Annotated in this window: 5 protein-coding genes; 2 read left to right on the forward strand and 3 right to left on the reverse strand. The window is 74.4% G+C overall.

Annotation, left to right across the window (positions count from 1 at the left end; genetic code table 11):
* The gene (locus E5083_RS08165; protein WP_135784916.1) at positions 1 to 1,449 is read right to left on the reverse strand and encodes an NCS1 family nucleobase:cation symporter-1; all 1,449 of its coding nucleotides are present in this window, start codon (positions 1,447 to 1,449) and stop codon (positions 1 to 3) included.
* Positions 1,450 to 1,593: 144 nt separating this feature from the next.
* On the opposite strand from E5083_RS08165, the gene E5083_RS08170 reads away from it, so the two are divergent.
* Both E5083_RS08170 and E5083_RS08175 read left to right on the forward strand, forming a co-directional pair.
* Positions 1,594 to 2,268 carry a GntR family transcriptional regulator gene (locus E5083_RS08170; protein ID WP_135784917.1) on the forward strand — a complete coding sequence of 225 codons (675 nt, stop codon included), beginning with the start codon at positions 1,594 to 1,596 and terminating at the stop codon, positions 2,266 to 2,268.
* A gap of 97 nt (positions 2,269 to 2,365) precedes the next feature.
* Positions 2,366 to 2,779 (forward strand): SRPBCC family protein, encoded by a 414-nt coding sequence (locus E5083_RS08175; RefSeq protein ID WP_135784918.1) that lies wholly within the window; start codon positions 2,366 to 2,368, stop codon positions 2,777 to 2,779.
* Here E5083_RS08175 and E5083_RS08180 read toward each other — a convergent pair.
* On the reverse strand, positions 2,776 to 10,287 hold the full coding sequence (locus E5083_RS08180) for a non-ribosomal peptide synthetase (RefSeq protein WP_135784919.1): 7,512 nt from the start codon (positions 10,285 to 10,287) through the stop codon (positions 2,776 to 2,778). The genes E5083_RS08175 and E5083_RS08180 overlap by 4 nt on opposite strands.
* A complete protein-coding gene (locus E5083_RS08185; protein WP_135784920.1) occupies positions 10,284 to 24,584 on the reverse strand; it encodes a non-ribosomal peptide synthetase in 14,301 nt (4,766 codons plus the stop codon). Before E5083_RS08185 ends, E5083_RS08180 begins: the two co-directional genes overlap by 4 nt.
* Between the last annotated feature and the right edge of the window lie 323 nt (positions 24,585 to 24,907).

Raw genomic sequence — 24,907 nt, forward strand, 5'->3', positions numbered from 1 at the left:
TCACGCCTCCGCCCCGGCCCGGCCCCGGTTCAGCAGCCAGTACAGGCCCGCTCCGAGCGCCGTACCGATGAACCAGGAGTAGGGCGCGACATCACCGAAGTCCTTGACCAGGGCCAGCACGGCGGCGACCGCGGCCGAGGGGAGGAAGGCGCCGAGGGCCCTGGGGTTGACGCCGTGGCGGTAGTGGTAGCGGGAACCGGGGGTGGCGTCGAAGAGTGCGTCGACGTTCACCCGGCCGCGCTTGACGGCGTAGTAGTCGACCATGATCACGCCGAACAGGGGGCCCAGGAAGGCACCGAGGCCGCCGAGGAAGTAGTTGACGACCGTCGGGTTGGAGAAGAGGTTCCACGGGGTGACGACCAGGGCGGCGACCGTGCTGATCATGCCGCCGACCTTGAAGGTGATCTTCTGCGGCCAGACGTTGGCGAGGTCGTACGCCGGGGAGACGAAGTTGGCGACGATGTTGACGCCCATGGTGGCGACGGCGAAGGTCAGCGCGGCGACGGCCAGGACCCAGGTGTTGCCGACCCGCGCGACCAGTTCCGCCGGGTCGGTGACGGCCTTGCCGAACACCTCCAGCGACCCTGCCGTAACGATGACCGACAGCACCACGAACGCGGTCGAATTGACCGGCAGACCCCAGAAGTTGCCGCGCCGCACGGTCCGGTAGTCGGGTGCGAAGCGGGAGAAGTCGCAGAAGTTGAGCATCAGCGTGCCGTAGGTCGCCAGGATCAGCCCGATCGCCCCGAACCACTGCCGCCACTGCTCCCCCGTGGAGACCGGGTGCGGGGTCGCGGTGAGCGAGATGGTCCAGTGGGCCTTGGCCAGCACCCAGAGGGCGAGCGCGATCATCACCAGCCAGATCGCGGGCCCGCAGAAGTCCTGGAACCGGCGTACGGACTCCATCCCCCGGCTGATGATCAGCGCCTGGACCAGCCACAGGGTAAGGAAGGAGATCCAGCCGAGGGCGTCCAGACCGAGGAAGGAGTGCTCGGTCAGCGACTCCAGGTCGGGCCAGGCGGCCAGCAGCATCACGTTGACGGCGACGGAGGCGAGGTAGGTCTGGATGCCGTACCACATGATGGCGATCAACGCCCGTATCAGCGCGGGGATGTTGGCACCCCAGACGCCGAAGGCGATGCGGCTGACCACGGGGAAGGGCACGCCGTGGCGCTGGCCGATGCGGCCCATCCAGTTCATCCCGATGAAGATCAGCACGAAGCCGGTGAGCAGGGAGGTGAACACCTGCCAGACGTTCATGCCGAGTACCAACAGCCCTGCGGCGAAGGTGTAGTTGCCGAGGTTGTGGACGTCCGACATCCACAGCGCGAACAGGTCGAAGACCTTCCAGTTGCGCCGGGCGGCCGGGGCGAGGTCCTCGTTGGTCAGGCGCGGGTCGGGGGTGAAGGCGGGCGCGCCCGCTGCTTCGGCGTGGTCGGCGAGGGACACGGGACCTCCTGGGGCGACGGGGGCGGAGGGCGGCGGTCATTTGGTATACCAAACTGCCGTCATGGTTCCGCCGTCAACCGTTCCGACCGATGTCGTCGCCGTTACGGCTCCGTAAAAGCACCGCCCGGCAGCGAGGATGACCCCATGAGCCCCCTTACCGCGAAGCCCGAACCGCTCGGCTCGGTGCGCGAGCGCGTCCTCGCGGCGCTGCGGCAGGACATCATCGCCGGGCGCCTCGGCCCCGGAGACCGGCTGGTGGAACGGGAGTTGGCCGACCGGTACGGCGTATCCCGCGTCCCGGTGCGCGAGGCGATCCGCGCGCTGGTCGGCGAGGGCTTCGTCCTGTTCGAGTCCGCCCGCCGCGCGGTGGTACGCCGGCTGACCCCGGACGACGTACGCGAACTCTTCGAGCTTCGCGAGGCGTTGGAGGTGTACGCGGCCGGGCTGGCCGCGTCCCGCGCGACCCCGGAGGCGCTGGAGGAACTGCGCGCACTGCTCACGGAGGCCGCGACGGCCACGGAGGCGGGCGAGGCGGAGGTGATCACGGACGTCAACACCCGTTTCCACGACCGCATCCTGGCCATGGCGGGCAACGGCCTGCTGATCTCGGTGATGGAACCGGTCGACGGCCGCCTGCGCTGGCTCACCCGGCGCAACGCCGAGTGGCCCCAGCTCCTCACCGAGCACCACGATCTGTACGACGCCATCGCCTCCGGCGACCCGAACCGGGCCCGCGCCCACGCCCTGGCCCACGTCCGCGCCAACTACCGCTCGACGGTGCGCCATCTGTTCGGCGAGGAGAGCGCGGAGGCCGAGTGACCCGGCACTGCGCCAGCCGTCCGCACCGGTTCACCCGTCCGGATCAATCCGCCCGTCCGCACCGTTACCGCCCCCCGCGCCGGGGCACAGCGGGACCATGGGTAACTACGACAACTCGATCACCGTGGCCGTCCCGGCGGACCGCCTCTTCGACTACCTCGCGGACGTGGAGAACCTCCCGTCCTACCTCCCCCGGCTGACCTCGGTCGAGCCGGAGGGCGGCGACCGCGTCACGGTCACCGCGCACATCGACCCGCCCGGCGAGCCGGAGCAGGACGTCACCAGCGAGGCGTGGGTGCATGTGCTGGAGGACGGCAAGAGCCTGGAGTGGGGCGCGCCCGGCCCCGACGACTACCACGGCCGGCTGCACGTGGCCGCGGGCGACGAGGCGGGCAGCTCGCGGCTGACCGTCGAGCTGCACACCGACAACGTCGAGGGCGAGCACGTCAGCCGCGGCCTGGAGGAGGCCCTGCACGGCATCAAGCGCGCCGCCGAGCGGTCCGCGCGCTAGCGGGCGGCCCCTCCCTTCCCCGGCTCCGGCAGGAAGCCGGTGCTCTGGAACCAGGTGAGGTAGCGGGCGAGCACCTCATCGGTCAGCTCGGGCTGGTGGACGCCCAGGACGCCCACCGCCTTGGCCGTCTGGTCGGAGTCGAAGCGCCGCCGGTCCATCGCCTCGTGCCGGGTCTGCGGCTCGTCCCCGAGGAAGAGCTGGGCCGCGTTGTCCGGGTCGGCGGCGACGCGGGCCTGCCACTCCTCGACGGGGACGGTGCTCAGCTCGTGGCCGAGCCGCGCGGCCGCCGCGAAGACGCGGCCCAGGTCCGGGGCGTCCGGGTTGGTGAAGTGGTACACCTCGCCGCCCGGCTGGCCCGACCCGGCGAGCGCCACGACCGCCCGGCTGACGTGGTCCACCGGCACCCAGTCGGTGGAGCCGTACGGCAGATCGGGCACGGCCCCGGCCTGGAGGCAGCCCTTGATGAGCTGCCAGAGCAGGTCCCGGTCCTGGCAGGCACCGGTGGCGGTGTCGCCACTGATCCGGCCGGGCCGGTGCACGGTGACCGGCAGCCCGCGTTCGGCGGCGAGCCCGACCAGGCCCTCCGCGACCCACTTGCTGCGGGCGTACCCGTCGGGCAGATCGGCCGGCGGGCCGGTCGGGGTGGACTCGGTGACGACGACCGGGTCGGGTCCGGTGGCCGGGGCGAACACGCTGGTGGTCGAGATGTAGTGCAGGCCCGGGGACGCCGAGTCGGCGAGCAGCCGCAGCAGCTCCTCGGTGCCCGCGACGTTGGGGGCGCGCAGATCCCCGTACCCCGCCGCGAAGTTGACGCGGGCGCCGTTGTGCAGGACCGGGCCGAGGCGGCGCACCAGCGCGGTGCGGTCCTGAGGGGTGAGGCCGAGGCCGGGGGCGGCGAGGTCGCCCGGCACCGCGTTGATCAGGGTCTCGTAGCGGGGCTGCCAGAGGCCGTAGTGCTCCAGGTTGGCCCGGAGCCGCTCGGCGGCCCGCAGCGGGTCCTCGGCGCGGACCAGGCAGTCGACCGGGCCATCGGTGCTCTCGATGAGGTCCCGCAGGAGGAAGGCGCCCAGGAACCCGGAGGCGCCGGTGAGCAGCGGGCGCGTGCCCGGGCGGGCGCTCCTGCGTGCGGTGGCCGTGATGTCCGGGGCGAGACGCACCTCGGCGGCGAGGTCCAGCCCGCTGCCGTACCCCTGCTCCCCCGGCGTCCGCTCCAGCAGCCGGGCCACGCCCTCCACCGTCGGCGCGGCGAAGAGGTCCCGCAGGGACAGGCGCCGGCCGCAGCGTTCCTCGATCCGCTGGGCGAGGGTGACGGCGAGCAGGGAGTGGCCGCCGAGGGCGAAGAAGTCGTCCTGTACGCCGACTTGGGGCACACCGAGGGTCTCGGCGAACGCCGTGCACAGCTCGCGTTCCAGGTCGGTGCGCGGGGCGGTGCCCTCGCCGGGCGCGGTGCGCTCGGGTGCGGGGAGGGCCTGCCGGTCGGTCTTGCCGTTGGGGGTCAGCGGCAGGGTGTCCAGCGTGACGTAGGCGGCCGGGACCATATGGTCGGGCAGGGTCTCGGCGAGGCGGGCGCGCAGTTCGGCGGCGTCGGGGACCCGCTGCCCCTCCTCGGCGACCGTGTAGGCGACCAGGCGCCGGTCGCCGGGGCGGTCCTCGCGGACCATCGCGCAGGCGGAGCCGATGCCGGGCAGCGCGGTGAGGGCGGCCTCGATCTCGCCCAGCTCGATGCGGAAGCCGCGCAGTTTGACCTGGTCGTCGACGCGGGAGACGTAGACGAGTTCGCCGTCGGCGGTCCAGCGGGCCAGGTCACCGGTGCGGTACATCCGGCCGCCCGCGCGGTCGAAGGGGTCGGCCACGAACCGGGTCGCGGTCAGGGCGGCCCGCTCGTGGTAGCCACGGGCCAGGCTGGCGCCGGAGACGTACAACTCGCCGACCACGCCCGGCGGTACGGGGGCCAGCCGGTCGTCCAGGACGTGGACGCGGGTGCCGTCGACGGGGACGCCGATGGGCACGGTGCGGTCGGGGGCGAGGGGACCGTCGGCGTGCTGGAAGGCGCTCATGGTGGCGCAGACGGTGGTCTCGGTGGGCCCGTACGCGTTGACCAGGTGCCGGTCGCGCGCCCACGTGTGCACCAGGTGCGGCGGGCACGCCTCACCGGCGAGGGCGATGGTGGTGCCCTCGGGCAGCGAGCCGGGCGGCATCACGGCGAGCGCGGCGGGCGGCAGGGTGAGGTGGGTGACCCCGCGCTCCCGGACGGTGCCGGCGAGAGCCGGTCCGGGCAGCAGGGCGTCGCGCTCGTCGATCTCCAGGCAGGCCCCGGTGAACAGGCCCATGCACATCTCCCAGAACGCCGCGTCGAAGCTGACGGACGCCACGTGCAGCACCCGGTGGCCGGGGCCGACCCGCAGCCGCTCGGCGTGCGTCCGGGCCAGCGCGCCGACCCCCTGGTGGGTGACGACGACACCCTTGGGCAGGCCGGTGGAGCCGGAGGTGTAGATGACGTACGCCGGGTGCGCCGGGTCGGGATCACCCGAAGCGGAGGCGGCCGCCGTGCCCCGCATGAGGTCCCCGACGTGGACGTGCGGCACCGGCAGTTCGGGCAGCCGTTCGCGCACCTCGGGGGTGGTCAGCAGCAGGCGCGGCCGGGAGTCCTGGACCATGTGGGTGAGGCGCCGGGCCGGATAGTCGGGGTCGAGCGGTACGTACGCGGCCCCGGCCTTGAGGACGCCGAGCAGGGTGACCAGCAGCTCGCGGTTGCGGGGCAGGGCGACGGCGACCCGGTCCTCGGGGCCGATGCCGCGCGCGGCGAGGTCGGCGGCGACGGAGTCGGCGAGGGCGTCGAGTTCGCGGTAGGTGAGCGTGGTGGTGGCGTCGCGGACCGCCGGGGCGTCCGGGGAGTCGCGTACCCAGCGCCGGAACAGGGCGGGGACGCTCTCGGGCTGGTCGGCCCCGGGGCCGGTGCCCCAGGCGGTGACGCGGGCGCGGTCGGCGTCGGTGAGGACGTCGTAGGCGCGCAGCGGGCGGTCGGGGTCGGCGGTGACGGCGGAGAGCAGCCCGGCGAGGCGCTCGCCGAGGGCCTCCACGGTGGCCGCGTCGAAGAGTTCCGTCGCGTAGTCCACGGCGGCCCGCATGGCGCCCGGTGCGCCCTGGTCGTCGTGGGTCTCGGTGAAGGTGAAGGACAGGTCGAACTTGCTGACGTCCAGCTCGACCGGGACCGGGCTCACGGTGAGACCCGGCAGCTCGACCGGGGCGGCCGGGCTGTGGTTCTGGAGGACGAGCATGGTCTGGAACAGCGGGTGGTGGCTCTGCGAGCGGGCGGGGTTGAGGAGTTCGACCAGCCGCTCGAAGGGGAGGTCCTGGTGGGTGTAGGCGGAGAGGTCGAACTCCTTCACCCGGTCCAGGAGTTCGCGGAAGGTGGGGTCGCCCGAGAGGTCGGTGCGCAGGACGAGGGTGTTGACGAAGAAGCCGACCAGATCGGTGGCCGCCTCGTCGGTGCGTCCGGCCACGGCGGTGCCGAGCGGGATGTCCTCGCCCGCGCCGTGCCGGGACAACAGCAGGGAGAGGGCGGCCTGGAGGACCATGAAGACACTGCATCCGCTGGTGCGGGCGAGGTCCGTGATCCGGCGGGCGGTGCCGGCGTCCAGGGTGAAGTCGTGGGTGGCGCCGATGTGGTGGGGCACGGCGGGGCGCGGCCGGTCCCACGGCAGGTCGATCAGCTCGGGCAGGCCGCCCAACGCCCGCTTCCAGTGGTCGAGTTGGCCGGACAGTACGCTGTCGGGGTCGTCCTCGTCGCCGAGAAGGGCCCGTTGCCAGAGCGCGTGGTCCACATGGTCGACCGGCGGCGCGGTCCACGCCGGGGCCCGACCGCCGACGCGGGCGCGGTAGGCGGTGCCCAGGTCGCGGGTAAGGGGCGCGAGGGAGGAGCCGTCGGCGGCGATGTGGTGGACGACGAGGACCAGCGCGTGGGAGTCGTCGGCGAGGCGCAACAGCGTGGCCCGGAGCGGGAGTTCGCTCTCGATGTCGATGGCCTCGGCGGCGATCCCCGCCACGGCCGCGCCGAGCCGCTCCTCGTCGGCTTCCCGGACGGTGAACGGCACGCTCGCCGCGCCGGGTTCGGTGATGTGCTGGTGCGGGCCCTCCCCGTCGGCCGGGAAGAGGGTGCGCAGCGCGGAGTGCCGGGCCACCACGTCATCCAGCGCGGCGCGCAGGGCCTCCTGGTCCAGCGGGCCGTCGAGGCGTACGGCGAAGGGGATGTTGTAGGTGGCGGAGGGGCCTTCGAGCCGGTGCAGGAACCACAGGCGCCGCTGGGCGTAGGACAGCGGCAGCACCTCGGGGCGCGGCTGCGGGACCAGGGCGGGGCGGGCCGGGCGGTCGCCGTCGGCGAGGACGGCGGCGAAGGAGGCGACCGTCGGGTTCTCGAAGAGGGTGCGGATCTCGGTCTCGGTGCCCAGCGCGGTACGGACGCGGCCCACCAGCTTGGTGGCGAGCAGGGAGTGGCCGCCCAGGGCGAAGAAGTCGTCGTCCACGCCGACTTGGGGCACACCGAGGACGTCCGCGAACAGTCCGGCGACGATCTCCTCGTGCGCCCCGCGCGGCGCCCGTCCCGCGGCGCCCGGTCCGGTGCCGGTGGGCGCGGGCAGTGCGGCCCGGTCCACCTTGCCGTTGACGGTCAGCGGAAGGGCGTCGAGCGGCTGGATGGCTGACGGCACCATGTAGGACGGCAGGTGGCGGCCGATGTGGGCGGCCAGCTTGGCGGGGTCCGCGGTGTGGCCGGGGGCCGGGACGACGTACGCGGCGAGGGTGCGGTCGCCCGGAAGATCCTCGCGGACCAGGACGCAGGCGGCGCGCACGGACGGGTCGGTGCGCAGGACCGCCTCGATCTCGGCGGGCTCGATGCGGTGGCCGCGCAGCTTGATCTGCTGGTCGGCGCGGCTGACGTAGTGGATCAGGCCCTCGGTGTCCCGGCGCACCACGTCACCCGTGCGGTACATCCGGGTGCCGTCGCCCTCGAAGGGGTCGGCGACGAAGCGGGTGGCGGTGAGGTCGGGGCGCCCGAGGTAGCCGCGCGCGACACCGGGGCCCGCGATGTACAGCTCGCCCTCGGCGCCGGGCGGGACCGGGCGCAGGGCCGCGTCCAGGACGTAGGCCCGCATGCCGTCCAGCGGGCGGCCGATCGGGGGCATGCCGGGCGGGGCGTCGGCCGGGACGCGGTGGAGGGTGGCGAAGGTCGTGGTCTCGGTGGGGCCGTAGGCGTTGAGGACCGCGGTGCCGGGGTGGGCGGCGGCCAGTTGCTGGAGCACGCCGGGGGTGGCGGCCTCGCCGCCGGCGGCGGCCAGCCGGAGCAGGCCGAGGGCGCCGGGGTCGGCCTCGGCGATGACGTTGAACAGGGCGGTGGTCAGGAAGGCTGCCGTCACCCCGTGCCGGGTGACGAGGTCGCGGAGCGTCTCGGGCTGGAGCGTTCCCGGCGGGGCCACGACGACCCGGCCGCCGCTGAGCAGGGGCGCCCAGATCTCGAAGGTGGCCGCGTCGAAGACGTACGCGGAGTGCATCAGCACGGCGTCCGCGACGCCGTCGGCCCAGGTGCGGTCGGCGGCGAGGGCGGTGATGTCGGCGTGGGTGACACCGACGGCCTTGGGCAGGCCGGTGGAGCCGGAGGTGAACATGACGTAGGCGAGCCGGTCGCCGCCGGACACGGCGGGCAGCGCGCCGGGGGCGAAGGGACCGCCGCTGACGACGCGTCCGGCGGAGTCCACGGTGAGGACGGGGATGTCGAGCCCCCGCACCCAGGGTTCGTCCCGTGTCGTCCCGTCCACGATGAGGGCGCGCAGCGGGGCGGACTCGGTGACGCGGTCGAGGCGGTCGGCAGGCCAGCGCGGGTCCAGCGGGACGTACGCGGCGCCCGCGCGCAGGACGGCCAGGGCGGAGGTGACCTGGGCCGAGGAGCGGCCGAGCAGGATGCCGACCCCGTCCTCGGCGCCGACCCCGGAGCCGGTGAGGGCCTTGGCCAGCCCGGTGGACAGCTCCTGGAGCTGCCCGTAGGTCAGCTCCTCCCCCGCGCCGGTGACGGCGATGGTGCCGGGGTGGTGCACGGCCTGCCGGGCCACCACGTCCGGCACGCTCATGTTCCGCACGTTCAGCCGGAGTTCGGCGCCGCGCCCCGCCTCCAGCAGCCGTTCCCGCTCCCCGTCCAGGAGCAGGGGCAGGCTGTCGGCCCGTACGTCGAGGCCCTCCGCCATGCGGGTGAGCAGACGGCGCATGCGGGCCACGGTCTGCTCGATCTCCGTGCGGTCGAGCAGAGCGGCGCGATAGCCGAAGGTGACGCGGAGGCTGTCCTCGCCGGGGGCGATGGTGAGGGTGAGCGGGTAGTGGGCGGCGTCGGTGCCCTCGATCCCGGCGACGGTGAGGCCGGCCATGCCCTGCTGGGCGGTGCGCAGGGCCTCGGCGTCCAGCGGGTAGTTCTCGAAGACGGCGAGGGTGTCGAAGAGCCGGTCGAGCCCGGCCGTCTCGCATATCTCGGTCAGCCCGACGTACTGGTGGCCCAGCAGTCGGGCCTGCTCCTCCTGGAGCCGGGTGAGCAGCGCGGCCAGGGATTCGCCGGGCGCGGGGCGCAGCCGTACCGGGACGGTGTTGATGAACAGGCCGATCATCGTCTCGATGCCGGGGATCTCCGGCGGCCGCCCGGAGACGGTGGTGCCGAACACCACGTCGGAGCGCCCGGTGAGGTGGCCCAGCACCAGGCCCCAGGCGCCCTGGACCAGGGTGTTGAGGGTGAGCCGGGAGGCGCGGGCCGTCTCGCGCAGCCGGTGTGTGGTGTCCCGGTCCAGCTCCAGCACGAGGGTCTCGGGCAGCTCGGCGGAGTCCGGGCCCTCCGGCGCGTCCCGCCCGGCGAGCAGGGTCGGCGTCTCCAGCCCCGCCAGCGCCTCCCGCCAGGTCTTCAGCGTGGCCGCCCGGTCTTGCGCGGCGAGCCAGGCGAGGTAGGTGCGGTACGGGGTGACGCGGGGCAGGGTGAGGTCGTCGCCCTGGCGGGCGTACAGCTCGAACAGCTCGCGGACCAGCAGCGGGACGGACCAGCCGTCGAAGAGGAGGTGGTGGCTGGTCATCACCAGCTTGTGCCGGCCGGGCCCGGTGTGGACGAGGGTGAACCGCATCAGGGGCGGGGTGGTGAGGTCGAACCGCCGGGTGCGGTCCTCGGCGAGGAACGCCTCCAGCGCCTCCGGTCCGTCCGCCGAGGTGAGGTCCAACTCCTCCAGCGGTACGGGTACTTGCGCCGCGACCGCCTGGACGGGCTGGTCCAGGTCCTCGTGGAGGAAGCCGACCCGGAGGTTGGCGTGGCGGCGCAGCAGGGTGCCGAGGGCGGAGCGGAGGGCGAAGACGCTGACGGTGCCTTCCAGGTCGAAGACGAACTGGGTGGTGTAGACGTCCACGGCCTGGGAGTCGTAGAGCGAGTGGAAGAGCATGCCCGCCTGCAACGGCGTCAAGGGCAGTACGTCCTCCAGTTGGAACCCGGTCACTTGCGTCCACCCCACTTGTTCTGAAGTCGGTCGATCTGGGCCTGGTCGAGGGAGACCAGGGGAAGGTCGGAGGGCGTGTAGCCGCCCGCGTCGGGCTGTTCGGCGTGTTCGGCGACGGCGCGCAGGGCGCGGGCGAAGGCGTCGGCCAGGTCCGCCACGTCCTCCTCCTTCAGGAGGTCGCCGGGCCAGGCCCAGCGGGTGACGAGCACGGGCCCGTCCGGGCGGTCCTCGGTGTGCGCGTTGATGTCGACGACGTGGTGGACGGGCATGTCCGGGTCCTGGCTGCGCGGCTGGCCGCCATCCAGCAGCACCTCCCAGTCGCCCGTACTCCCGGCCGAACTCGCGTACCTACCGAGGTAGTTGAAGCCGATCTGCGGGGCCTCGGCGGTGAGCCGGTCGCGGGTGGCGGGGTTGAGGTGCCGGAGCATGCCGTAGCCCACGCCGTGGTCCGGTATCGCCCTGAGCTGTTCCTTGATCTGCTTCACGGCGCGGTCGATCAGGGTCGCGTCGAAGCGCGCGGGGTCGACGACCCGGCCGGGCCCGGGGTCGAGGCGCACCGGGTAGAGGCTGGTGAACCACCCGACGGTGCGGGAGAGGTCGAGGTGGTCGGCGAGCTGTTCCCGGCCGTGTCCCTCCAGGTCGATCAGTACGGCGGTGTCGTCCGTGCGGCCGGTGCCCCGGTCCTCGCGCCAGGCGCGGATCGCGAGGGCGAGGGCGGTGAGCAGCACGTCGTCCACCCCGGCGTGGAAGGCGGCCGGCGCGGTGGTGAGCAGCGGGCCGGTCCAGCGGGCGTCCAGCCGGGTGGTGATGGTCCGGGTGTGCTCGGCGGTGTCCCGCTCCGCGTCCAGCGGCCGGTGTCCGAGGCGCGGGTCCGGGGTGCTCAGTACGCCTTCCCACAGCGGGAGTTCGCGCTCCCGCTCCGGAGTGCGGGCCTGGGCGGCGAGGAGGCGGGCCCAGCTCCGGTACGGCGTGGCGACGGACGGCAGCGGCGACGGCGTACCGGTGGCCGTCCGCCAGGCGGCGGCGAGGTCGGCGCCGAGCACTCGCCAGGAGACCGCGTCGACGGCCAGGTGGTGGACGACGATCAGCAGCCGGCCGGGGGTGCGCGGGCCCGCGTCGCCCCAGACGGCCTCGATGACATGGCCGTCGGCGGGCCGCAGCCGGGCGCGGGCCTGCTCGCCCGCCTCGGTGAGCGCGGCGGTCGCGGCGGCCGCGTCCAGCCCGGCGATGTCGAGCCGGGTGAGGCGCTTGCGCGCCTGCACGGAGCCGGGCGGCTGTGCGTACAGGAACGGCTCCTCCTCGGTGGACCGGGTGACCCGCATGCGGAGCATGTCGTGGTGGTCGATGAGGAGTTGGAGGGTCTGGCCGAGGGATGCCTCGTCGGCGTCGGCCGGGGTGCGCAGGACGGCGGACTGGTTGTAGCCGTCCGTGGGGCCGGGCCGCTCCAGGAACCAGGCCGCGATCGGCGTGGGCGGCATCTCGCCGGTGCCCGCCTCGGCGGGTTCGGCCGAGTCCGCCGTCAGCACGGTGGCGACGGCCGCGATGGCCTCCGGGGTGCGGTGCACGAAGACGTCGCGCGGGGTGACGGCGAGCCCGGCCTGCCTGACCCGGCTGACGAGCTGGATGGAGAGGATGCTGTCGCCGCCGAGCGCGAAGAAGTCGTCGTCGGTGCGGACGGTGTCCGCCCGCAGCACCGAGCTGAACACCTCGCACAGCACGCGCTCCCGCTCGGTACGCGGCTCCCCGCCCGGCCGGGTGCCGGTGGTGCGGGCCGGTGCGGGCAGGGTGCGCCGGTCGGTCTTGCCGTTGGTCATCAGCGGCAGGGCGTCCAGGTGCACGAAGACGGCGGGCGTCATGTACGGCGGCAGCGTGTCGGCCAGCCCCCGGCGCAGCGCGTCGTCGGCCACGTCGGCCGCTCCCCCGCCGGGCACCACGTAGGCCACCAGGCGCCGTTCGCCCGGCTGGTCCTCGCGTACGACGGCGCAGGCGGCGGTGATGCCGGGCAGGGCGGCGAGCGCGGTCTCGATCTCGCCGAGTTCGATGCGGAAGCCGTTCAGCTTGACCTGGTCGTCGGCGCGGGAGACGTAGGTGAGCAGGCCGTCCGCGTCGCGCCGGACGAGGTCGCCGGTGCGGTACATCCGGCTTCCGGCGGGCCCGTACGGGTCGGCGACGAAGCGGGTGGCGGTGAGCCCGGCCCGGCCCAGGTAGCCGCGGGCCAGCCCGTCGCCGGCGATGTACAGCTCCCCGGTGACGCCCGGCGGTACGGGCTGGAGGCGGGCGTCGAGGACGTGGGCGCGGGTGTTGTCGACGGGGCGCCCGAGCGGCACGCTCCCCTCGGCGGTGCCGGTGTCGTCGTCGGTGTGGTGGTGGGCGGTGGCGTCGATGGTGGTCTCGGTGGGCCCGTACAGGTTGTGCGGCTCGGCCCGCCAGGCGTCCCGGACCCGCCGGGCCAGGGTGCGCGGCAGGGGTTCGCCGCCGCAGAGCACGGCCCGCAGCGTCGTCGGCGCTTCCTCGCCGGCCGTCTCGGTGAGGACCAGCGAGAGGTGCGAGGGCACGAACTGGGCGATGGTCACGCCCAGTTCACGCGCCCGGCGGAGCAGCCCAACGGGGTCGTGGTTGAGGGCGGCCGGTACCGGGCAGGTGGAGCCGCCGTGCAGCAGCGGCAGCCAGGTCTCCCACACCGAGGCGTCGAAGCTGGGGGAGGTCCGGGCGAGGACCCGGTCGTCGCCGGTGAGGGCGAGGTGGCCGGCCATCCACGCCATGTGGTTGGTGAGCGAGGCGTGGGTGACGACGACACCCTTGGGGCGGCCGGTGGAGCCCGAGGTGTAGATGACGTACGCCGCGTCGCGCGGGTCGGGCACGGTGGCGGGCGGCGCGGTGTGGCCGGTGGACCAGGCGGCCGGGTCGTCCAACGTGAGCACCGGCACGGCCAGTCGGCGGTCCCGGACGCGGTGGGCGTGGGTGAGCAGGAGGGCCGGGCGGGCGTCGGACAGGGTGTACGCGATGCGCGCCTCGGGGTGGTCCAGGTCGATGGGCAGGTAGGCGGCCCCGGCCTTGGTGACGGCGAGCATCGCCACCACCTGGTCGGCGGTGCCCTCCAGCGCGAGGGCGATCAGGTCGCCCCGGCCGATGCCCCGGCCCCGCAGATGGTGCGCGAGGTCGCCCGAGAGCTGGTCGAGTTCGGCGAAGGTCAGGGTGCGGTCGGCCGCGCGTACCGCGACCGCGTCCGGGGTCCGGGCGCACTGGGCGCGGAACGCCTCGGGTGCCGTCCGCGCGGGCACCGGCCGGACCGGGCCGAGTGCCGTCCGCTCCAGCCGCTCCCGCTCGGACGCGCCCAGCACCTCGGTCTCGTGCACCCGTTGGCCGGGGTCGGCCGCGAGGGAGGCGAGGAGGCGGGTCAGCCGGTCGGCGAGGGTGTATGCGGTGGCGTGGTCGAACAGCTCGGTGGAGAACTCCAGAACTCCGTCGAGCCCCGTGGGGTGCCCGGCGCTGTCCTCGGTCTCGGTGAAGGTGAAGGTGAGGTCGAACTTGCTGATGCCGGTGCGCACCGGCTGCTCGGAGACGGTGAGGCCGGGCAGCTCGATGTCGGCGCCGGCCGTGTTCTGGAGCACCAGCATGGTCTGGAACAGCGGGTGGTGGTTCTGGGCCCGCTCCGGGCTGAGGGCGTCCACCAGCCGCTCGAAGGGCACGTCCTGGTGGTCGTAGGCGGCGAGGTCGAACTCTCGCACGCGGTCCAGTACTTCGGCGAAGGTGGGGTCGCCGGTGAGGTCGGTGCGCAGCACCAGGGTGTTGACGAAGAAGCCGACCAGGTCGTCCAGAGCCTCGTCGGTGCGTCCGGCGACGGCGGTGCCGAGCGGAATGTCCTCGCCCGCGCCGTGCCGGGACAGCAGCACCGAAAGAGCGGCCTGGAGCACCATGAAGAGGCTGCACCCGCGGGCGCGGGCGAGCGCGGCGAGGGCCTGGTGGGTGGCGGCGTCCACGGGGAAGGCGAAGGCGTCGCCCCGGTGCTCGGTGACTGCCGGGCGCGGCCGGTCTCCGGGCAGCTCCAGCAGCTCGGGCGCTCCGGCCAACGCCTTGCGCCAGTAGGCGAGTTGCCGGGCGGCCCGGCTGTCGGGGTCCTCCTCGTCGCCGAGCAGCGCGTGCTGCCACAGGGTGTAGTCGGCGTACTGGACGGCGAGTTCGGTCCAGCCCGGCTCCTCGTGCGCGAGCCGCGCCCGGTACGCCTCGCCCAGGTCGCGGGCGAGCGGGGCGAGGGACCAGCCGTCGCCGGCGATGTGGTGCAGGACCAGGACGAGGACGTGCGTCTCGCTGCCGAGCCGCACCAGCCGGGCCCGTACCGGTGCCTCGGCGCTCACGTCGAAGGCGTGGGCCACCTCGGCGGCGAGCACCTGGTCCAGGCGGGCGGGATCGGTGTCGCGCGGGGTGAGGTCCAGGTCGGCGGTGCGGGCGTCGAGGATGAGCTGACGCGGCACGCCGTCGGTGTCGGGGAAGACGGTGCGCAGGCTCTCGTGGCGTTCGACCACGTCGGCGAGCGCGCTCTCCAGCGCCTCGGCGTCCAGCGGGCCGTCCAGGCGCAGCACGAGCGGCACGTTGTAGGTGTCGCTGGGGCCCTCGAACCGGTTGAGGAACCAGAGCCTGCGCTGCGCGAAGGACAGCGGCAGCGGCTCCGCCCGGTGCTCGGCCCGCGTCAGCGGGAGCCGGGCCGCCTCGGCGCCGTCGAGCACGGCGGCCAGCGCGGCCGGCGCCGGGTGCTCGAACAGCGTCTTGACGGGGACCTCCACGCCGAGTGCGGCCCGGACGCGGGCGGTGAGCCGGGTGGCGAGCAGGGAGTGGCCGCCGAGGGCGAAGAAGTCGTCGTCGGGGCCGACCGCGTCCAGCCCGAGCACGTCGGCGAAGAGTCCGCAGAGGATCTCCTCGCGGGCGGTACGGGCGGGGCGTCCGCTCACCGGGGCGTACTCGGGGACGGGCAACGCGCGCCGGTCCACCTTGCCGTTGGGGGTGAGCGGGAGCGCGTCCAGCGGGACCAGGGCGCTGGGCACCATGTACGCGGGCAGCGAGCGGCCGACGGCGCGGGCGAGGTCGGCAGGGTCGGGGTTCGCCCCGCCGGCGGGGACCACGTAGGCGACCAGGCGCCGGTCGCCCGGTGTGTCCTCGCGGACCACGGCGAAGGCGTCCGCGACGCCCTGGCAGGAGGCGAGGGTGTTCTCGATCTCGCCCAGCTCGATGCGGTAGCCGCGCAGCTTCACCTGGCCGTCGGACCGGCCGACGTAGGCGATCTGCCCGTCCGGGGTCCAGCGGACCAGGTCGCCGGTGCGGTACATCCGGCCACCCGCAACGTCGAACGGGTCGGCGACGAAGCGGGTGGCGGTCAGGCCGGGGCGGCCGGTGTAGCCGCGCGCCACTCCGTGTCCGGCGAGGTACAACTCTCCCACCACACCGGGCGGTACGGGCCGCAGCGAGTCGTCCAGGACGTGCAGGCGCATGCCGTCCAGCGGGCGGCCGATGGGCGGCGGCCCGGCGGGCAGGCCGGCGGCCACCGGGTAGCGGGTGGCGAAGGTGGTGGTCTCGGTGGGGCCGTACACGTGCAGGACGCGGGTGTCGGGCGCGAGGGCCGCGATCCGCTGCATGGCGTCCGGGGAGGCCAGTTCACCACCGGCGCACACCAGCCGCAGGCCGGTGAAGGCGCCGGGGTCGGTCTCGGCGATCACGTTGAACAGGGCGGTCGTCATGAAGACGGCCGTGGCCCCGTGGGTGTGCACCGCGTCGTCCAGCGCGCGGGCGTCCAGGACGCCCTCGGGTGCGACGACGATCCGGCCGCCGTGCAGCAGCGGGGCCCAGATCTCGAAGGTGGAGGCGTCGAAGACGTACGCCGAGTGCATCAGTACGGCGTCGGCGGCGCCCTCCCGCCAGGCGGAGTCGGCGGCGAGCGCGACCACGTCGGCGTGGCTGACGCCGACGCCCTTGGGCAGGCCGGTCGAGCCGGAGGTGAACATCACGTAGGCCAGCGCGGCGGGGCCCGGCACGGGCGCCGTACGGCCGGGCCGCGCGGGGGCGCCCCGCAGGACCCGGCCGAGCCGGTCCAGGACGACGACCGGTGTCCGCCCGGCGGCCGCGCGCACCCAGGGTGAGCCGTGGGCGTCCTCGTCGACCAGGAGGACCTGCACGTCCGCGGCTCCGGCGACCTGGTCGAGCCGTTCCTCGGGCCAGCGGGCGTCCAGCGGGACGTAGGCCCCGGCGGCGCGGACGGTGGCGAGGGAGGCGGTCACGACGGCCGGGGAGCGGCCGAGCAGCACGCCGACGCCGGTCTCCGGGCCGACGCCGAGGCCCGCGAGGGCGGCGGCGAGATCGGCGGAGAGGGCGTCGAGTGCGGCGTAGGTGAGGGAGGCGTCGTCGTCGGTGACGGCCACCGCGTCCGGGGTGCGGGCGGCCTGGGCCGCGAACAGCGCCGGGAGCACGGCGGGCTCGTCGGTGGCGGGCAGGGCGCGGCCGGTGCCCCAGCGGGCGACGCGGGTGTGCTCGTCCGGTGTCATCAAGTCGTGCTCGGCGACCGGGCGTTCGGGTTCGGCGGCGACCCGCTCCAGCAGGCGCAGCAGCCGGGCCGTGAGGTGCTCGACCGTGCTGCGGTCGAACAGCGCGGTGGCGTATTCGACCCCGGCGCCGAGGCCGCCGTCGCGCTCCTCGGTGAAGGCGAAGGTGAGGTCGAACTTGCTCAGCCCGTTGTGCACGAGCCGGTCCTCGACGGTGAGGCCGGGCAGGTCGGGGCGGACGCTGTCCTGGTTCTGGAGTACCACCATGGTCTGGAACAGCGGGTGGTGGTCGCGGGCCCGGACCGGGTTGAGGTGCTCCACCAGCCGCTCGAAGGGCACGTCCTGGTTGGCGTACGCGGCGAGGTCGAACTCCCGCACGCGTACGAGGAGTTCGCGGAAGGTCGGGCGGCCGGAGAGGTCGGTGCGCAGCACGAGGGTGTTGACGAAGAACCCGACCAGGTCCTCCAGCGCCTCGTCCGTGCGGCCCGCGACGGGCGAGCCGAGCGGGATGTCGTCGCCGGCGCCGTGCCGGTGCAGCAGGGTGGCCACGGCCGCCTGGAGCACCATGAAGAGGCTGCTGCCCGACTCCCTTGCCAGCCGCTTGAGTTGGCTGTGCAGTTCAGCGGGCACCTCGAAGGTGTGGACTCCGCCCCTGGGGTCGACGGATGCCGGGCGGGGCCGGTCCAGCGGGAGGTCGATCAGGCCGGGCATCCCGGCGAGGGCGGTGTTCCAGTGGTCCAACTGCCCGCGCAGTACGCCGTCGTCGGCCTCGCCCTCTCCGTCGCCGAGGAGGCCGCGCTGCCAGAGGGTGTAGTCGGCGTACTGGAGCGGGGTGCCGAGGGTGAGCCCCGGCTCGGCGCCTTCCAGGCGCGCCCGGTAGGCGGTGCCGAGGTGGCGGGCGAGCGGGGCGAGGGACCAGCCGTCGCCGGCGATGTGGTGGACGACGAGGACCAGCACATGGTGTTCGGGCGCCGAGCGCAGCAGCAGCGCGCGCAGCGGCAGGTCGGCGGTGACGTCGAACGTCTCCCGCACGGCGGCCAGCACGGTGGCGTCCATGTCGGCCGGTGCCGTGCTCACCACGGGCAGCTCCGGCGTGGCCGCCTCGGCGGGCAGGATCGTCTGGTACGGCACGCCGTCCCGCTCGGGGAACACCGTGCGCAGTGCCTCGTGCCGCTCGATGACATCGCCGAGCGCGGCCCGGAGGGCGTCCGGGTCGAGGGCGCCGTCGAGTTCGAGGACGAGCGGGATGTTGTAGGTGGAGCTGGGCCCCTCCAGCCGGTTGAGGAACCACAGGCGCTGCTGGGCGTAGGACAGGGGCAGCGGCTCGGGGCGGTGCGCGGGCAGCACGGCGGGGCGGGCCCGGCCGGGGGTGTCGAGGGCGCGGGCCAGTCCGGCGACGGTCGGGTGCTCGAAGAGGGTCCGCACCGCGACCTCCGCCCCGAGGACGGCGCGGATGCGGCTGACGACGCGCATGGCGAGCAGGGAGTGGCCGCCGAGGTCGAAGAAGCTGTCGTGCGGGCCGACGGCGGGGCGGTGCAGCACGTCGGCGAAGATCCCGGCGAGGAGTTCCTCCTGCGGCGTGCCCCGGCCGGGCGTCACCGAGTTCTCGGCCTCCGGCTCGGGTTCGGGCAGCGCGCGCCGGTTCACCTTGCCGTTGGGCAGCAGCGGGAGTTCGTCCAGGACGACGACGGCGCCGGGCACCATGTAGTGCGGCAGCGTCTCGGCGAGGTCGTCGCGCAGGGTGAGGGCACGCGGAGCCCCGTCGGCGGTGACGGCGTACGCCACCAGCCGGCGCCTGCCGGGCGCGTCCTCGCGGATGACGGCGCAGGCCGAGGTGACGCCGGGGCGGGCCAGGAGCGCGGCCTCGACCTCGCCCAACTCGATCCGGAAACCCCGGAGTTTGACCTGGTCGTCGGCGCGGGACACGTACTCGATCAGCCCGTGCCGGTTCCACCGGACGAGGTCGCCGGTGCGGTACATGCGGGCGCCGTCGGTGGCGAACGGGTCGGCGACGAAGCGCTCGGCGGTCAGGCCGGGGCGGCGCAGGTAGCCGCGTGCGAGGTTGGGCCCGGCGAGGTACAGCTCACCGGTGACCCCGGTCGGTACGGGGCGCAGCCGGGTGTCGAGGACGTAGGCGCGCATGGTGTCGACGGGCCGGCCGATCGGCACGGTGTCGGCGGCGTGGCCCTCGGCGTCCTCGGTGACGCGGTGGGCGGTGGCGTCGATGGTGGCCTCGGTGGGGCCGTACAGGTTGTGCGCCTCGGCGTGCCAGGTGCGGGCGATGTCGTCGGCGAGCGCGCGGGGCAGCGGTTCGCCGCCGCACAGGACGGCGCGCAGCGCGGGCAGCGGTGCCGCGTCGGCGGCCTCGGCGAGGACCAGCGCGAGGTGCGAGGGCACGAACTGGGCGACGGTGACGCCGAACCGGCCCATCCAGTCGACCAGCGCCCTCGGGTCCTGGTTGACCCCGTCGGGCAGCACGCACACCTCAGCGCCGTTCATCAGCGGCAGCCACAGCTCCCACACGGACGCGTCGAAGCTGGTGGAGGTGCGGGCGAGGACGCGGTCGCCCCGGGTGAGCGACAGGTGCCCGGCCATCCAGGCCATGTGGTTGGCGAGCGCGCCGTGCGGCACGGTCACGCCCTTGGGCCGGCCGGTGGAACCGGAGGTGTAGATGACGTACGCCGGGTCGGCGGGGTGGACCGGATGCTCCGACTCGCTTCTGCCCGAGCCGAGTTGGTCCGGGTCGAGCCACGGTACGCCGGTGGGCGGGAGCGTCTCGTGGACGTCGGGCGTGGTGAGCAGCAGGACCGGGCGGGCGTCGGTGACCATGTGCCGGATGCGGGTGGCCGGGTAGCGCGGGTCCACGGGCAGGTAGGCGGCACCGGCGCGCAGCACGGCCAGCATGGCGACGACGGTGGTGACGGACGGCGGCAGGGCGAGCGCGACCAGCGTCTCGCGCCCGGCGCCGCGCTCGCGCAGTACGTGGGCCAACGCGTCGGCGCGGGCGTCGAGTTCGGCGTAGGTGAAGCTGGTGTCCGCGTCCCGTACGGCGGTGGCGTCCGGGGTGCGGGCGGCCCACGCGCGGACCGCTTCCGGGGCGGTTGCCGTGGGGAGCGGGCGGTGGGTGCCGTGGCCCTGGGCGAGGAGGCGGTCGCGTTCGCCGGGGCCCAGCGGGTCGAGGTCGCCGAGGCGCCGGTCGGGGTGCTGGACGGCCTCGGTGAGCACGCGGGCGAACCGGTCGCACAGGTCGCGGGCGGTGGCCTCGTCGAAGAGGTCGGTGGCGTACTCCAGGTAGCCGCCGATGCCCCGGGCGGGCTCGGACCGGTCGGCGGAGGCCGCGTTCTCGGTGAGCGAGAAGGTCAGGTCGAACTTGCTGATCCCGGTGTGCCCGGAGCGGTCCCGGCTGGTGATGCCGGGCAGGTCGATCCCGGCCCGCTCCTGGCTCTGCAGGACGAGCATGGTCTGGAAGAGCGGGTGGTGGTCGCCGGAGCGCTCGGGGTTGACCGCCTCCACCAGCCGCTCGAACGGGATGTCCCCGTGGCTGAACGCGGCGAGGTCGAACTCCTTGACTCGGCCGAGGAGTTCCCGGAACGTCGGGTCGCCGGAGAGGTCGGTGCGCAGCACCAGGGTGTTGACGAAGAAGCCGACCAGGTCGTCCAGCGCCTCGTCCGCGCGCCCGGCGACGGCGGTGCCGAGCGGGATGTCCTCGCCCGCGCCGTGGGCGCCCAAGGTCACGGCGAGGGCGGCCTGGAGCACCATGAACGGGGTGCAGCCGGCCGCGCGGGCCAGCCCGGTCAGCGCGGTGTGCGCGTCGGCGGGCAGCTCGAAGGGCACCGCCCCGCCCCGGTGGCTCGGAACGGCCGGGCGCGGCCGGTCCAGCGGGAGTTCGAGCAGGTCGGGGGCGCCGTGCAGCGCCTCCCGCCAGAAGGCGAGCTGCCGCCCGGCGAGGCTCTCCGGGTCGCCGTCCTCCCCGAGCAGCTCCCGCTGCCACAAGGCGTAGTCGGCGTACTGCACCCGCAGCGCGGGCCAGTCGGGGGTGTCCTCCCCCGCCAGCCGGGCCCGGTAGGCGGCGCCGACGTCCCGGCTGAGCGGGGCGAGGGACCAGCCGTCGGCGACGACATGGTGCGGGACCAGGACCAGGATGTGCCGGTCGGCACCGAGCCGCAGCAGCCCGGCGCGGAAGGCGACACCGCCGGCGAGGTCGAAGGGGGCACCGGCCAGCCGGGCCACCGCCTCCTCGGCCCACACCTCGGCGTCGGCCCCGGCCGGGGGCTCCTCCACGGCGAGCGGGACCAGCTCGGCGGCGTGCGCGGCGGCCAGGACGACCTGGCGGGCCACCCCGTCCTCCTCCGCGAACACGGTACGGAGGCTCTCGTGCCGGGCCACCACATCGGCGAGGGCGCCGCGCAGGGCGTCGGTGTCCAGCGGGCCTTCGAGGTCGAGGACGAGCGGGACGTTGTATGTGTCGCCGGAGTCCTCGGCCCGGTTGAGGAACCAGAGCCGCTGCTGCGCGAAGGACAGCGGCACGGTATCGGGCCGGTCCTGCGGGACGAGCGCGGGGCGGGCCTCGCCGGAGGTGTCCAGCACGGCGGCCAGGGAGGCGACCGTGGGGTGCTCGAAGAGGGTACGCAGGTCGACCTCGGCGCCGAGCGCGGTGCGGACCCGGCCGGCGAGACGGGTGGCGAGCAGGGAGTGGCCGCCGAGGGCGAAGAAGTCGTCGTCCACGCCGACCGCGTCCACGCCGAGCACATCGGCGAACAGGCCCGCGAGCACTTCCTCGTGGGCGGTGCGCGGGGCACGCCCGGCTGCCGTGGCGGCGCGGGGCGCGGGCAGGGCGCGGTGGTCGAGCTTGCCGTTGGCGTTGAGGGGCAGCGCGTCGAGCAGGACGAACGCCGACGGCACCATGTAGGCGGGCAGCGCCCGGCCCACGGTACGGGCGAGCGCGGCGGCGTCCGGGGCGGTGCCGGGTTCGGCCACGACATAGCCGACGAGGCGCGGGTCGCCGGGCACGTCCTCGCGGACCACGACGCGGGCGGAGCGTACGGCGGGGTCGGTGAGCAGGGTGTTCTCGATCTCGGCGGGCTCGATACGGAATCCGCGCAGCTTGACCTGTCCGTCGACGCGCCCGGCGTACTCGATGTCACCGTCGGCGGTCCAGCGGGCGAGGTCGCCGGTGCGGTACATCCGGGCGCCGTCGGTGTCGTACGGGTCGGCGACGAAGCGGGTGGCGGTCAGCCCGGCGCGGCCCAGGTAGCCGCGGGCCACGCCCCGGCCGCTGACGTACAGCTCGCCGACCACGCCGGGCGGGACCGGGCGCAGGCGGTCGTCGAGGACGTAGGCGTTCATGCCGTCCAGGGGGCGGCCGATCGGGGGCACGCCCGTCGTGCCGGCGGTGACCTGGTGGCGGGTGGCGAAGGTGGTGGTCTCGGTGGGGCCGTAGGCGTTGAGCACGCGGGTGCCGGGGGCGGCCTCGGCCACCCGCTGGGTCAGGCCGGGGGCGGCCGCCTCACCGCCGGTGGCCACCAGGCGGAGCCCGGTGAAGGCGGCCGGGTCGGTCTCGGCGACGAGGTTGAACAGCGAGGTCGTCAGGAACAGCGAGGTGACCCCGTACCGTTCCGTCAGCTCCTTCAGGACGCGCGGCTCCAGGCCGCCGGGCGGGGCGACGACCACCCGGCCGCCGTTGAGGAGCGGCACCCAGATCTCGAAGGTGGAGGCGTCGAAGACGTACGCGGAGTGCATCAGCACCGCGTCAAAGACGCCGTCCCGCCAGGCCGAGTCGGCGGCCAGCGCGAGTACGTCGTCGTGCGTGACGCCGACGCCCTTGGGGAGGCCGGTGGAGCCGGAGGTGAACATCACGTAGGCGAGGCGGTCACCCCGTTCCACCGCGCGCGGGGTGCCCGGTTGCTCCGGGGCGCCGTGCAGGAGGCCGCCGCGCTCGTCCACGACGAGGACGGGGAGGGTGGCGGCCCGCTCCTTGACCCAGTCCGCCTCGGCGTTGGCCGCGTCCACGATCAGGGCGCGGACCCCGGCGGTTCCGGCGACGCGGTCCAGCCGGTCGGCGGGCCACGTGGCATCCATCGGCACGTACGCGGCACCGGCGCCGACCGCGCCCAGCGAGGCCGTCACCACGGCGGCCGAGCGGTCCACCAGCACCCCGACCCCGTCCTCGGCGCCGACCCCCCAGCCGCTCAGCGCACCGGACAACTCGGCCGCCGCCTGCGCCAGTTCGCGGTAGGTGAGGGTCTGCGCCCCGGCGACGACGGCCGGGGCGTTTGGGGTACGGCCAACCTGCGCGGCGAACGCCTGCGGGAGCGTGGTGTCCCCGGTGAGCAGTTCGGCGCCGCGCCCCTGGGCGAGTACCTCGTCGGTGGCGGTGTCGTCGAGCAACGGGAGTTCGGCGAGCGGGGTTTCGGCGTCCGCCCCGGCCAGTGCCGTGAGGAAGGAGACCATGGCGTGCTGGTGCAGCCGGACGTCGTCCGGGTGGTACAGCTCCGGGTTGGTGTCGAAGCCGATCAACGGCCCCTGTCCCTCGGAGCGTTCGGAGACGAAGAGGGACACGTCGTCCACCGGGCCGATGGACAGCAGCCGGGAGGTGGCGGTGCTGTCGCCGAAGCCGAGGCCGTACTCGAAGCCCATGACATTGACGACGACGTCGGTGAGGCGGGCGCCGTCGTCGGCCATGTTCAGCTCGCGGGCGAGCTGTTCGCGGGAGAAGCGGCGGTGGCGCATCGCGCCGCGCATCTCGGCGGCGACGGCGCGGACCAGGGCGCCGACGGTCATGTCCGGGGTGACGGCCAGGCGCAGCGGGAGAATGTTGGAGGTCATGCCCATGATGTGGCGCAGCCCCGCGTGCCGGCCGTGCGAGGCGAGCCCGACCCTGACGTCCTGCGTGCCGGTGACCCGGGCGACATAGGCGGCGACCGCGCTGACCAGGACGGCGGTCCAGGTGGTGCGGCTGTCCCCGGCGAGGCGGCGCAGCTCGTCCAGCACGGTGACGGGGAGGGTGTCGCCGGAGTGCAGTTCCACCGGCGCGTCGGAGGCGGTGCGCGGGGCGGGGGCGTCGGTGCGGCGGCGGACGAGCGGCGCGGCGGCGCGGGTCCCGTCGTCGGAGCCGTCCCCGGCCGGGGTGGTGAAGCGGCCGGTCCAGTAGGCGCGGTCGGCCTCGGTGCGGCCGGAGGCGCGGTAGGCGGCCTCCTCGTCCACCAGGTCCCGCAGGGGCGCGGCGGTGATGTCGTCGGTGCTCTCGCCCCGTACCGCGCGGGTGTAGAGGTCGGCGACGGTACGGGCGAACAGGGCGCCGCTGAGGCCGTCGACGGCGATGTGGTGGTAGCGGATGTACCAGTAGTGCAGCGTGGGACTGAGCCGCAGCAGCGCGAAGTGGTGTTGCGGGGCGTCCAGTCGGTCGACGGTGGCCATGTCGTCGGCCATGTACCGCTCGGCCTCGGCGGCCGGGTCCTCCGCCTCGCTCAGATCGACCCGGTGCAGCCGGCTCGGGGCGCCCGGTCCGGGACGCACCACCCGCTGGCGAATCGTTTCACCGTCAGTGACGAATACCAGGTGAAAGCTGTCGTGGAGGTGGACCGCACGGTCCACCGCGGCGGCGAATAAACCCTCGTCGAGGCCGCCGCGGATCTCCAGGCATTCCCCGATGTTGTATTTTGGGCTGTCCGGGTCGACCAGTTGCCCATACCACACGCCCTGCTGGGCGATGGTCAGTTCGAACGGTTCTTCGGGCGTCGCTGCGAACGCGGCCGAGCGGTTTTCACGCATGCGGGATCAACCTTTGGGGAGAGGTTCCGGGGACGGTAAGGAAAGCCCGGGTAAAACGAACGCGCGCGCAGCGGCTCGCCCCAAGGCGTTTCCGTGACGGTGAAAGGAAGAAAGTGCGTCTGCGAGATGTCGAAACGGCCGCGCCCATCCGCACTTCCGCTTACCGGCGCACGAGTGCCCGTCGTATCCACGCGCGTCGACCCTGCGGCCGGGCGGGCCGCCGGGACCTCGGCGAGCGGGAACGGGAACCGGCGCGAGCGTCTCGCCGGCGGTGACGGTCGTCCGGCCCCGCCGACCCGGCGGCCCCCGGGGCGAGAGCGGCG

The organism is Streptomyces bauhiniae, assembly GCF_004784475.1.
In the GTDB taxonomy this organism is placed as follows: Bacteria; Actinomycetota; Actinomycetes; order Streptomycetales; family Streptomycetaceae; genus Streptomyces; species Streptomyces seoulensis.